Here is a 12,520-nt window from a genome sequence, read left to right as displayed (position 1 = left end):
CTTATGGCGTAACGTCAGTTTTAAACCATTTTTCGCTAAGTTCTTTTACCGTGCCGTCAGCCAGCGCAGCCTTAATCGCGTCGTCCAGTTTGGCCTTCAGGTCGTTGTCCGCCATGCGCACACCCATGGCTTCGCCTTCACCCCAGATGGGACCGCCGAGCTGTGGACCGCTGAAGGTCAGGTTGCTGTTGTCTTTGCGTGTCAGCATCGATTTGGCAAAGGTCACATCATCAAACACGGCGTCAATACGTCCGGCCTGCAAATCCAGAATGGCATCGGCGGAGGTGGTGTACTCGCGTATGTCAGCCACGCCCTTGAAATATTTGTCGATAAAAGGCGTATATACCGTGCCGGAAGCAATACCGATGGTTTTGCCTTTCAGCGCGGCTTTTAACGGTGCCAGCGCGGCTTCAATCTCTTTCTCATCGTCGTGCAACTTCGTCACGCCCTTGCCCGGCGGCAACAGCGTGCCTTTGACGGTAATAAAGGTCGCGGGTGTGGAGGCGTAAGGCAGGGTGAAGTTGACCACTTTTTTACGATCCGGCGTGATCACGATGGCATCCATGATGACGTCATATTTGCCGGCATTCAGCCCGGCAATCATGCCATCCCAGTTCTGAACCACCAGCTTGCACTCGATGCCCATACGTTTGCACAGGTTGGCCATCAGCTCAGGCTCAAACCCCCCAAGTTTGCCGCCGGGCAGCGTCAGGTTCCAGGGTTCATAGCTGCCTTCCGTGGCTATCGTGATCGCTTTCCACTCTTTAGCCTGCACCGCAACGGTGCTGAGCAGCAGGCTGGAAAACAGGGTCGTGAGGCAAAAACGGCGAAACGCTACGTGGTGCTTCATACGGCTTCTCCTGGATGAAAAAGGTTTTAACAGCATCGATGTTGTTTTAACAAAAAATTCACAAGATGATGAGTCATGTATATACAAGTTAACGTTATCGAGTTCATTGTCGGCTTGATGTTTTTGTGAGCCAGACACGATAAATAACAACGGGGTTTCGTTCAGAGGTTACTTGTACATACAAGCTAGCAAAGGCCGTGCCAGATTGGTCGTTATTCTCCCCAGCAGCACAAGGGTTGTGTGTTGCAACAGCCGACAGACGGATGCACAACAAACGTGCAAAGGCTGCACGAATTTAGCGCAAAAACCGTCTGGCGGCAGGTTGTGGGTTCATGTTAAGCGGCGCGGATAAGCACCCTGGGTTTCTGTCAGCACTTCTTAGGGTTTTTGGGGAACCGTCTCAGGGTTTAACCTGACCGCTCAGGCCACCCGCCACCTGCGGACAGTACCTGAACGGGCGGTATCCCACGTGCAGCACGCTGTGCTGAGCGTCATCGTTCCGCGTTATCGGGAAAGGCGTAAAAAGCGGCTGCCGGTAGGCGCGCGTCACGCCCGGCGAGGCAATGCCATGACAATGGGACTGGCGTGACAGATACACATCACGCCCGTTTGTCTCATGTCGCCGAAACAACCCGCCTGGCTGTTTCGGTTGCTCGGATTACGTCTCAGCCCATTTTTCCCTGTTCGAGAAAGCTATGCAGCAGCGGCTTTAACACCTTCTTCAGCTGCGCAGCGCGCGCTTCATGCCAGGTAAACGGCGGGCTTTCATCCATATAGTTGATTTGCGACAGCTCCAGCTGCACGGCCTGAACCTGCTGCTGTGGCTGGCCGTAGGCGCGCGTGATATAGCCACCTTTGAAACGGCCGTTCACCACCCAACTGAACTGATCCTGCGCGCTGCACACCGAGGTCAGTCCGTTAATAACGGCGCTGCTGCAGCTGGCCCCGTCGTTCGTGCCGATATTGAGATCCGGCAGTCGGCCCTCAAACAGACGCGGGATTTCACTGGCAATGGAATGCGCATCAAACAGTAAGGCGTAACCAAACTGCGCTTTCATTTGCGCCAGCGTCTGCTGGATCTGCTGATGGTAAGGCTGCCAGATAGTCTGAACGTAGCCCTGGCGCTGCGCCTGCGTGGGGGTTTTACCTTCAGCAAAGGTGGGCGTACCGTCGAACAGGGTTTCGGGAAAGAGTCCGGTCGTGGCGGTGGTATAGAGCGGTTGATTATCGGACGGGCGATTGAGGTCGATAACAAATCGTGAGTAGCGGCCAATGATAATACTTGCCCCCATATCACGGACAAAATCATAAAGTTGAGGAATGTGCCAGTCGGTGTCAGGTAAACTGCGGGCGGCCTCGCTCAGTCCGTCCTCAACGTCCGGCGTCAACAGCGTACCGGCATGGGGAATACTGACCAGTAAGGGAATGCTACCCTGCGTGAAATGAAAAGGGGTCATTGTGTTTCTCCGCGATAGATGACGGTACAGGGCAGTTCGCCGCCCAGCCAGTAAATGAGTTCCGCCGGACGTGCCAGCGGCCAGTGGACAAAACTGGCCACTTTGCCCGCTTCGAGCGAGCCGTGACTCGCCTCCAGTCCCAGTGCCTTCGCCCCCCACAAGGTGACGCCCGCCAGTGCCTCTTCCGGTGTCATGCCAAACAGGGTGCAGCCCATATTCAGCATTAAACGCAGCGACAGGGCCGGAGAGGTGCCCGGATTGGCATCACTCGCCAGCGCCATGGGCACGCCATAGTGTCGAAACAGCGCCACAGGCGGACGCTGCGTTTCCCGCAACAGGTAAAATGCACCGGGCAACAGCACCGCGACAGTCCCCTGTTCAGCCATCGCCTGAACATCCTCTTCGGTGGCATATTCCAGATGATCGGCTGAGAGTGCGCCATAGCGCGCGGCCAGCGCCGCACCACCCAGCGCAGACAACTGCTCCGCGTGAAGTTTTACCGGTATCCCCAGTGCTTTAGCCCGCTCAAACACCTGCGCAACCTGCTGAGGTGAAAAAGCCAGATGTTCGCAAAAAGCATCCACCGCATCAGCCAGGCCTTCGGCTTTGACCTGAGGCAGAAGGCGTTCGCAGATAATTGCTATCCAGCCATCAGGATTCTGTTTAAATTCCGGCGGGAAAGCGTGCGCGGCAAGGCAGGTTGCCTGCACATCTGCGGCCACCGTGTTACGCAACTGACGAATAGCGCGCAGCATGCGTAATTCACTCTCTTCATCCAGACCGTAGCCGGATTTGATCTCGACGGTGGTCACGCCCTCGGCCAGTAAGCGATTCAGCCGCCAGCGGGCCGATGTAACCAGTTCCGCTTCACTGGCTGCGCGCGTGGCCCGAACGGTAGAGAGAATCCCTCCGCCCTGTGCCGCAATGTCCGCATAACTGACCCCGTTGAGACGCTGTTCAAATTCCTGACTGCGGTCCCCACCAAAAACCAGGTGAGTATGGCAATCGACCAGCCCCGGTGTGATGATACCGCCCGCCAGCCGGTGATGTTTTTGCGCGATAAAGGCAGGCATATCGGCTGCGGCCCCTACCCACACCAGCTTGTCTGCCTTCACCGCCAGCGCGCCCTGTTCAATAATCGCGTAGCGGCCGCCGCGCATGGTCACCACATCGGCACCGGTCCACACACTGTCTACCTGGAGTTCTTCTGCCATTCCTGCCTCTCGTTGCTCTCGCCGTTTACAGTCTGTTTTAAAGTATGTATATGTATATACAACTACATCCCTTGAGGATCAACTATGGCAATTTTTTTTGCGCCCCGCGCACTGCTGACGGATGGCTGGCATAAACAGGTCCGCATCAGCGTCAGTCCCGCTGGATTGATTGATGCCATCACGCCCGACAGTGATGACAGCCAGGCAACACGTCTGGACGGCGAGGTGATCCCCGCTATCGCGAATCTGCACTCCCATGCGTTTCAGCGCGCCATGGCCGGGCTGGCGGAAGTGGCGGGCGATCCGCAGGACAGTTTCTGGACCTGGCGTGACCTAATGTATCGCATGGTGCAGCGCCTGACGCCACAACAGGTCGGCGATATTGCCGCCCTGCTGTACATCGAGATGTTAAAAGGTGGCTACTGCCAGGTCGCAGAGTTTCACTACCTGCATCACGACGTTAACGGCCAGCCCTATGCGGATGATGCCATGCTGCAGCAGCTGATTGCCGCCGCCGATACCGCAGGGATTGGTCAGACGCTACTTCCGGTGCTTTACAGCTACAGCGGTTTTGGCGCGCAGCCTCCTGTGGCGGGACAGAAACGCTTTATTCAGCAGACCGACCACTACCTGCAACAGCAGTCGCGCCTGCAGACGTGGGTGAAAGACAAGCCGCTGCACAACGTGGGCCTCTGTTTCCACTCGCTGCGGGCAGTGAGCGAGGCGCAAATGCACGAGGTGTTAACCGCCAGCGATCGCTCGCTACCGGTTCACATTCACATTGCCGAGCAGGAAAAAGAGGTGAACGACAGCCTGGCCTGGAGCGGCGAGCGTCCGGTGAGCTGGCTGATGAATCGTTTTGAGGTCGATGCACGCTGGTGCCTGATTCACGCCACGCATCTTGATGACAGCGAAGTCACGCGCCTCGCTGACAGCGGTGCGGTAGCCGGGTTGTGCCCGACCACCGAAGCCAATCTTGGCGACGGCATTTTCCCGGCGGTGGACTATATCGCCCAGGGCGGCCGCTGGGGAATTGGCTCTGACAGCCATGTTTCGCTCAGCGTCCAGGAGGAGCTGCGCTGGCTTGAATACGCACAGCGTCTGCGCGACCGCCGCCGCAACCGCATTACGCTGGCAAACCAGCCCTCGGTTGGCGATTTGCTGTGGCAGCAGGCGGCGGCGGGCGGCGCTCAGGCCTGCGGGATTAAGAGTGGTTCCCTGGCCGTCGGGCAGCGCGCCGACTGGCTGGTATTACGTGATGCGGCCTGGCTGGGCAGCGTGGATGAACGCGCCCTGCTCAACCGATGGTTGTTTGCGGGCCAGCGCGATCAGATTCGCGACGTGTATGTGGCGGGCAACCGGGTGATTAGCGACGGGCATCATGCCGCAGAAGACGCCTGCGCAGCCCGTTTCGCTCAGGCAATGGCGGCCCTGCGATGAGACGTGTTTTTTCCCTGCAAAGTTTACCCGTTAGCCGCTGGCGCAACGGCGGGGGCGAAACACGCGAAATTATCCGCTTTCCCCCTGATGCCGCCGACTTCGCCTGGCGAGCCAGTATCGCGACCATTGCCTGCGACGGCCCGTTTTCGACCTTCAACGGGGTGGATCGCACTATTACGCTGCTAAACGGCAGCCCGGTCCTGCTTCACGGCGCGACATGCGAACACCACTTGCTGCCTGAAGTCCCCTGGGCTTTCGCGGGTGAATGGGCGCTGGAGGCCAGTCTGCAAGGCAACGAGCCGAGTCAGGATTTTAACGTGATGACGCGGCGGGGTGAATGGCGGGCGCAGGCCGACGTGGTGACGGAAGCCGTGGTGAGCGAGCACGGCGTGGCATGGGTTTTAGCCGGAAAATGGCACATCGCGGGTGACACGCGGTTAGACGCACAGCAGGGTGCATGGTGGGTGGATCACACCACCCTGTTACAACCCGACAGCAGCGATGCCAGGCTGTTGTTCGTACGCCTTACCCGTGTGCTTTGAAGCGCCCAAGCAGCTTGTACCGCGAGCCTGGATAAAGCAAGCGCGCGTAGGTCACAATCTTATTGTCGCTCCAGGTCTGGCGACGGATCAGGAGGCACGGTTCATGCTCATCAATCGCCAGGTGTTTACGTTGACGCGCATCTGGCATCACCGCCTCAACAATGTGTTCGCCTGCCGTTAACGGCGCAGCCCGCATCAGGTAGGTATAAGGCGTGAGCGTATGGTAATCCTGGGCCAGATAGTCCGGGGCCAGCTGTGGATTGACCAAACGGTCCTCTAACTGCACCGGCAACTCGTTTTCGTAATGCACGATGAGCGAATGAAACAGCGTTTGCCCAGTGGTCAGCCCCAGCAAAGAGGCCTGCTCAGGATCGGCTTTGTTCTGGCCCATCGTCAGGATTTTGCAACTGTGCTGATGACCGCGCTGGGCAATTTCATCGGCGATGTTGTGGACTTCGAGCATCGCCGTATAGCCTTTCATTTCGGCGACAAACGTCCCCACGCCCTGCATACGCACCAAAAACCCTTCGCTGGTCAGCTCACGTAAAGCACGATTAATGGTCATTCGGCTTACGCCAAGCTCATTGACCAGCTCGCTTTCGGAGGGGACCCGCTGATTGGCTTTCCAGTGTCCTTCACGAATCTGGCTGACGATGGCCTGCTTGACCCGCTGATAAATGGGCGCCGGTTCATCGCTCATGGCGGCCGCCAGTTGTGCAATTGCCGTATGCTCGGCCATAACGTCTTCCTTTCACTGATAATGCTCAGAGTTTACTGCCTGAAGGGCTGGATGTATATACATTCAGGCGCGCCATCAGCACTTTATCCGTGCACCTGTTGCCTGATAAAGGTGCAGGAATAACGGTGATCGTTTGCCCTCCCCAGAACTGACGCCCGATCATTTTTGTGATCGGTTTGGCACGCCGCTTGCAACTTGTATAGACAAGAATAGACAGTTATGTTTCACTCGCTTTATTCAGTTGATCAGGGTCAATAAAGATGCCCTGTGGCAACCCAACCCTTGTATAGACAGGAGCAGGTTATGTCAGGTTCGACTCAGGTATTACACCTGGTTCCAGGTAACGTCGATCTCGCGACGTTACGCGCAATTTATCAGGGCAACGTCACCCTCAGCCTTGACGATGATGCCCGCCGCGCCATTGCCGAGGCGCACCGTACCGTCGAAGCGATCGTTGCTTCCGGCAGTGTGGTTTACGGCATTAATACCGGTTTTGGCAAACTGGCACAGACACAAATCCCTGCGGCTCGTCTTGCAGACCTGCAACGTAACCTGGTGCTGTCTCACAGCGTAGGGTTAGGGAATTTACTGCCCGATAGTGTGACGCGGCTGGTTGTGGCCAGTAAAATTATCAGCCTTTCGCGGGGCCATTCCGGCGTGCGCATTGAGCTGGTCGACGCCCTGTTGGCTCTGTTTAATGCCGGCATCATGCCCTGCATTCCGGAAAAGGGCTCGGTGGGCGCCTCGGGCGATCTCGCGCCGCTGGCACATATGTCGCTGATGGTGCTTGGTGAAGGTCAGGTGCGGATCAAGGGCGAACTGATCCCCGCCACAGAGGGCCTGGCCAGCGTCGGCCTGACGCCTTTTGTACTTGGCCCTAAAGAAGGCCTGGCATTGCTCAACGGCACTCAGGTTTCCACGGCCCTGGCGCTGCGTGGCCTGTTTGAAGCCGAGAACCTGTTTGCCGCAGGCTTAATGGCGGGCGCGCTATCGTTAGAAGCCATCAAGGGGTCGTTAAAGCCTTTCGATGCGCGTATCCATCAGGCGCGCGGCCAGCACGGCCAGATTGCCGTCGCCGCCGCGGTCACCCACCTGATTGAAGGAAGTGAGATCCTGGGATCACATACACACTGTGGCCGCGTACAGGACCCCTACTCTATCCGCTGCGTACCGCAGGTGATGGGCGCCTGCCTGGATAATCTCACACATGCCGCCCGCGTCCTGCAAATTGAAGCCAATGCCGCCTCTGATAATCCGCTGGTTTTCAGCGAAACCGGCGAGGTGATCTCCGGCGGCAACTTCCATGCTGAACCGGTGGCGTTTGCGGCTGACATTATTGCGTTAGCCATTGCCGAGGTTGGGGCGATTTCTGAACGTCGGCTGGCCCTGCTGCTGGATACCGGCCTGTCCGGGCTGCCGCCTTTCCTGGTGCGCGACGGAGGCGTCAACTCCGGCTTTATGATTGCCCAGGTTACCGCAGCGGCGCTGGCATCCGAAAACAAATCACTGGCCCATCCCGGCAGCGTAGACAGCTTACCGACCTCGGCCAACCAGGAAGATCACGTTTCCATGGCGACCTATGCCGCTCGCCGTCTGGGCGAGATGTGCTTTAACAGCGCCGCCGTGGTGGGCATTGAAGCGATGGCGGCCGCACAGGGCATTGAGTTTCATCGTCCCTTGCAAAGTTCTGCCCTGATAGAGCAGGCCATCGACAGCATCCGCGAACGCGTGGCCTTCCTTGAGGAAGACCGCCTGCTGGCTCCGGACATCGAGGCGATGCGTCAGTGGGCAAGCCGCTGCGACTGGCCGCAGGCACTCACCGCATTGTTACCCAGCATGGGCACACATTCAGTTAAATAAGGAATCCGTAATGAGCGAAACCCTGACAAAAGCGGTGGCACGCGAGATTCGTGCGCCGCATGGAAATGAACTGCACTGCGCCAACTGGTTAATTGAAGCGGCTTACCGCATGATCCAGAACAACCTGGACCCCGACGTGGCAGAACGCCCGGAAGACCTGGTGGTGTACGGCGGTATCGGTAAAGCCGCGCGCAACTGGGAATGTTTTGAGCAAATTTTACGCTCGCTCCAGCTGCTGCAGCCGGACGAAACCCTGTTGATCCAGTCGGGCAAACCCGTGGGTGTATTCCGTACCCATGCCGATGCGCCCCGCGTCCTGCTGGCCAACTCCAATCTGGTTCCCCACTGGGCCAACTGGGATCACTTCCATGAGCTGGATAAAGCCGGGCTGATGATGTACGGCCAGATGACCGCAGGCTCCTGGATTTACATCGGTGCCCAGGGGATTGTTCAGGGTACTTATGAGACCTTTGTCGAGGCAGGACGTCAGCATTACAACAATGATTTAAGCGGACGCTGGATCCTGACCGCCGGTTTAGGCGGCATGGGCGGCGCACAACCCCTGGCAGGCGTGCTGGCGGGTGCCTGCGTGCTGGCGATAGAGTGCCAGGAGTCGCGTATCGATTTCCGTTTACGTACGCGTTACGTCGATCATAAAGCCACCTCGCTGGATGAGGCGCTGGCCCTGATTGACGCCGCCACCCAAGCGAAAAAAGCGATCTCCGTTGGCCTGCTGGGCAACGCCGCAGAGATTCTGCCAGAACTGGTGAAACGCGCGAAAGCTGGCGGACCTAAGCCCGATATCGTCACCGACCAAACTTCGGCCCACGATCCCATCAATGGCTACCTGCCACTGGGCTGGGACGTTGCACGCTGGCAGCAGGAGCGGGAAACCCATCCCAAAGCCGTAGAAAAGGCTGCTCGCGCGTCCATGGCGGTACATGTACAGGCGATGCTCGACTTTTGTCATATGGGCATTCCTACTGTGGATTACGGCAATAACATTCGCCAGGTCGCGCTGGATGAAGGCGTCAGCAACGCGTTTGACTTCCCCGGCTTTGTGCCTGCCTATATCCGCCCTCTGTTTTGCGAAGGCAAAGGGCCGTTCCGCTGGGTAGCGCTGTCTGGCGATCCTGAAGATATCTACAAAACGGATGCCAAACTCAAAGAACTCTTTCCTGAGCATAAGACGCTGCATCGCTGGCTGGATATGGCGCAGGAACGCATCGCCTTTCAGGGCTTACCGGCTCGCATCTGCTGGCTGGGGCTGGGTGAGCGCCATCTTGCCGCGCTGGCGTTCAATGAAATGGTACGCACTGGCGAGCTGAAAGCGCCGATCGTGATTGGTCGCGATCACCTGGACTGTGGCTCCGTCGCTTCGCCAAACCGTGAAACCGAAGCCATGAAAGATGGGTCGGATGCGGTGTCAGACTGGCCGCTGCTCAACGCTCTACTCAATACGGCGGGCGGCGCGACCTGGGTGAGCCTGCATCATGGTGGTGGCGTGGGCATGGGGTTCTCACAGCACTCCGGTGTGGTCATTGTGTGCGACGGTACGGAAGCGGCTGATGCCCGCCTTGGCCGCGTACTGTGGAACGATCCCGCGACTGGCGTGATGCGTCATGCCGATGCAGGCTACGAGCTGGCACAGACTTGTGCGACAAAACATGGTCTGAACTTACCCATGCAATAAACCACAATGCCGGTATTTTTTGGATACCGTTAAGCTGAAAAAACGCTGTTCCGGGGCGTGCATGTCCGGAACAGCGGAGTAAAACGCATGAACAGGTTTACTCAGACTTAGCGGAGTTCAGCGTAATACGATCTACAGGCCCGACAATAAAGGTAGGTGGGGAACCAGGTCAGAAAGAACCCGGTAAGTGAGGTTACGCAGAACGGCCCAATATCACCTCCTATCATCATGCGGTTGACACAAACGTTTTTGAACTGGGCCAGCGTGATTTTCTCTGAGACTTTTTTGCCGCCAGCAATCGGCCTGCCATCACCACCATTTGCGTCGATCGGGTGGCTATGGGCCAACGCGCCGCAACCCTGCTGGCTGACCGTATCGAGCAGCGCCCGGGTGAAGAGAGCATTATTGATATCGGCTTTCATTTAATAAAACGCGCGTCGGCATAAAATCTGCCACGCCTGCACGCTTGTTTATTACTTATTCCATTTTGATTTAGCGCATTGTCCATTTTATCGCTTCTGGCGATAGACGCGCTGTCGCGCGGCCTCTAAAGTGAAGCTTCCTGAATGATATGGAGCGCGATACTGCATGACTCTTTCCTCTGCCCTACTCGATGATGCGCTGCGCTGGCGCCACCAGTTTCACCGCGAACCCGAACTGGGCTATCAGGAACATCAGACCAGCGACAAAGTTGCTCATGAACTTGAGCAGGCGGGCTTACAGGTGTTTCGCGGTCTTGCGGGTACGGGTGTGATTGGCACGCTGGAAAATGGCACCGGGCCGGTTATCGGCCTGCGGGCGGATATGGACGCACTGCCAATTAACGAAAAAGGCGATACCGCCTGGCGCTCCAGTAAACCCGGCGTGATGCATGCCTGCGGGCATGATGGTCACACCGCCATTTTGCTGGCGGCGGCGAAACAACTGGCTGCCACGCGCCAGTTTAGCGGCACGGTTCATTTTATCTTTCAGCCAGCGGAAGAGAACCTTGGCGGTGCCCGCAAGATGGTTGAAGAGGGGTTGTTCACACGTTTCCCTATGGATGCCGTTTACGCCATGCACAACTGGCCGGGCTTACCGCTGGGTTCGCTGGCGGTGAACGCCGGTGCGATGATGGCCTCGCTGGACGCCTTTGAAATTACCCTGAGTGGTAAAAGTTGCCATGCTGCTATGCCGGAAAGCGGTGCCGATCCAATGGTGGTAGCAGCTGAGCTGATCCTGGCCCTGCAAACCATTCCGTCACGTCGCCTGTCGCCCCTGTCTTCTGCCGTGGTGAGCGTCACCCAGATTCACGGCGGCGAAGCGATTAACGTCATTCCAGAACAGATTGTTCTGCGCGGCACCGTGCGTTGTTTGCAAGACGATGTACGCAATCGGGTTCATACGCTTATCGATGATTTTGTGACGACGCTGCCGAAACCCTTTGGCGTTTGCGGGGCGATTCGCTGGCTGCCTGGCTATCCGGTGACCACCAATCATGCCGGCCCGGCTCAGCAGGTGCATGACGTCGCCGTCAGGACTTTGGGCGAAGAACAGGCGCGCTGGCAGGTGAATCCCTCTATGGCTTCGGAAGATTTTGCCTGCATGCTGGAAGCCTGCCCCGGAGCCTATTTCTGGCTTGGCGCAGATGGTGCCACCCCATCCGCACCGCTACACAATGCCCACTACGATTTCAACGATGCACTGATTCCCACTGGTATTCGCTTTTGGCAAAACCTGGTGGAACACGCACTGCCGCAGGATCGCGGTTAAAAACCGGCCGCCGTCAGTCTTTCCAGACCCGCGTCCAGCGACGCACACTGAGCGCTGGCGCGCAGGCAGCAGGCAATTTGCAGTCGGAGAGCCTCAGGAAGAGGACGCTGATGATTCAGCACCTCTTGCGTCCAGCGGGCCGTTTCGGCTGCGGATTTGTCAGTTGGCAACGACACGGCGACTTCCGGCTGTCTCTCCACCCAGACTTCGGCCTGCTGCCCGTCGCCACCCACATAGCTGATGGCCGGGCAGCGCTGCGGATTAGCATAAACCTCGCCTTCTGTCCCGTTCAGCAGAATCGCTGGCGCATCAATCGCGCTAAAAAAGGTTGCGACGCGCGGTACATACTCCGGGTGAGACACGCTCGACAGGCGCAGTGCCTCGCGTTCAGCAAACGGCGTAGCCAGCTTCGCCAGCGTATGGGCGCTGTTACGTACGCCCATCCGCCAACGTAACGACAGCTGTTTTGCCATGGGCGGACAGAGGTTATCGATGGTGATAAAGACCAGCTCACCGTTGTCGAGTTTTGACTGGGCCTGCTCAGCCGTGGCGACCGGCGCGATGCCCAGCGCCGCAAAGACGGCTTCGCTGGTGACACGCGTTGCATCCTCACTCACACCATGAACCAGCACGGGAAAACCGAGCCTGTTCAGCACCAGCGCCAGTAATGGCGTCAAGTTGCCCTGACGCCGCGCGCCGTTATAGCTGGGGATGACGATGGGCATCGGCCGACCGGCTGGCGCATGCAGGCGCATCACCCGCGACTGCATCGCCTGATAAAACCCGCGCATTTCCGCTTCGCCTTCGCCCTTGATTCGCAGAGCGATTAAAATGCTGCCCATTTCAAGATCCGGCACTTCGCCGTCCAGCATCGCGCCGTAGAGTGCCACAGCACTGTCGAAATCAATATCACGGGCGTGATTCTTACCCCGCCCCACTTCTTTGATAATTTTATTCAGTTCCATCACGCATT

11 protein-coding genes and 2 pseudogenes are annotated in these 12,520 nt (G+C 57.8%); 6 read left to right on the top strand and 7 right to left on the bottom strand.

The window, feature by feature from the left end:
* Position 1: 1 nt before the first annotated feature.
* From FBY13_RS20870 to hutI, 4 genes are all read right to left on the bottom strand, one after another.
* Positions 2-850, bottom strand: coding sequence for a transporter substrate-binding domain-containing protein (locus FBY13_RS20870; protein ID WP_145395057.1), 849 nt, complete (start codon positions 848-850; stop codon positions 2-4).
* A gap of 400 nt (positions 851-1,250) precedes the next feature.
* Entirely contained in the window at positions 1,251-1,448 is a 198-nt protein-coding gene (locus FBY13_RS20865; RefSeq protein ID WP_145395056.1) for a hypothetical protein, read from the bottom strand.
* Positions 1,449-1,515: 67 nt separating this feature from the next.
* Positions 1,516-2,307, bottom strand: coding sequence for an N-formylglutamate deformylase (gene hutG / locus FBY13_RS20860; protein ID WP_063878877.1), 792 nt, complete (start codon positions 2,305-2,307; stop codon positions 1,516-1,518).
* Positions 2,304-3,521, bottom strand: coding sequence for an imidazolonepropionase (hutI, locus tag FBY13_RS20855; protein ID WP_145395055.1), 1,218 nt, complete (start codon positions 3,519-3,521; stop codon positions 2,304-2,306). The genes hutG and hutI overlap by 4 nt, the downstream gene beginning before the upstream one ends.
* An 84-nt stretch (positions 3,522-3,605) precedes the next feature.
* Between hutI and FBY13_RS20850 the strand changes: the two genes are divergently transcribed.
* Positions 3,606-4,961, top strand: coding sequence for a formimidoylglutamate deiminase (locus tag FBY13_RS20850; protein ID WP_145395054.1), 1,356 nt, complete (start codon positions 3,606-3,608; stop codon positions 4,959-4,961).
* Entirely contained in the window at positions 4,958-5,503 is a 546-nt protein-coding gene (locus FBY13_RS20845; RefSeq protein ID WP_145395053.1) for a HutD family protein, read from the top strand. Before FBY13_RS20850 ends, FBY13_RS20845 begins: the two co-directional genes overlap by 4 nt.
* On the opposite strand, the gene hutC is transcribed toward FBY13_RS20845, so the two are convergent.
* On the bottom strand, positions 5,487-6,242 hold the full coding sequence (hutC, locus tag FBY13_RS20840) for a histidine utilization repressor (RefSeq protein WP_063878873.1): 756 nt from the start codon (positions 6,240-6,242) through the stop codon (positions 5,487-5,489). The two genes, FBY13_RS20845 and hutC, sit on opposite strands and share 17 nt — an antisense overlap.
* Before the next feature lie 303 nt (positions 6,243-6,545).
* Between hutC and hutH the strand changes: the two genes are divergently transcribed.
* Both hutH and hutU read left to right on the top strand, forming a co-directional pair.
* Positions 6,546-8,102, top strand: a complete 1,557-nt coding sequence (hutH, locus tag FBY13_RS20835) for a histidine ammonia-lyase (protein WP_145395052.1) — start codon at positions 6,546-6,548, stop codon at positions 8,100-8,102.
* A 10-nt stretch (positions 8,103-8,112) separates the two neighbouring features.
* Positions 8,113-9,795, top strand: a complete 1,683-nt coding sequence (gene hutU / locus FBY13_RS20830) for a urocanate hydratase (protein ID WP_145395051.1) — start codon at positions 8,113-8,115, stop codon at positions 9,793-9,795.
* A gap of 146 nt (positions 9,796-9,941) precedes the next feature.
* Here hutU and FBY13_RS20825 read toward each other — a convergent pair.
* A pseudogene (locus FBY13_RS20825) lies at positions 9,942-10,109 on the bottom strand (MFS transporter); the annotation flags it as partial.
* On the opposite strand from FBY13_RS20825, the pseudogene FBY13_RS20820 reads away from it, so the two are divergent.
* Both FBY13_RS20820 and FBY13_RS20815 read left to right on the top strand, forming a co-directional pair.
* Positions 10,080-10,241 (top strand): annotated as a pseudogene (locus tag FBY13_RS20820) (substrate-binding domain-containing protein); the annotation flags it as partial. The pseudogenes FBY13_RS20825 and FBY13_RS20820 overlap by 30 nt on opposite strands.
* Before the next feature lie 142 nt (positions 10,242-10,383).
* On the top strand, positions 10,384-11,547 hold the full coding sequence (locus tag FBY13_RS20815) for a M20 aminoacylase family protein (RefSeq protein ID WP_096012175.1): 1,164 nt from the start codon (positions 10,384-10,386) through the stop codon (positions 11,545-11,547).
* Here FBY13_RS20815 and ybiB read toward each other — a convergent pair.
* Positions 11,544-12,512, bottom strand: coding sequence for a DNA-binding protein YbiB (gene ybiB, locus FBY13_RS20810; RefSeq protein ID WP_063878868.1), 969 nt, complete (start codon positions 12,510-12,512; stop codon positions 11,544-11,546). The genes FBY13_RS20815 and ybiB overlap by 4 nt on opposite strands.
* Positions 12,513-12,520 lie beyond the last annotated feature (8 nt).

It is taken from the genome of Pantoea sp. SJZ147, assembly GCF_007828605.1.
Taxonomy (GTDB): Bacteria; Pseudomonadota; Gammaproteobacteria; order Enterobacterales; family Enterobacteriaceae; genus Pantoea; species Pantoea allii.
Note: the sequence above shows the minus strand (reverse complement) of the source record. Positions and strands in the feature narration are given on the sequence as shown.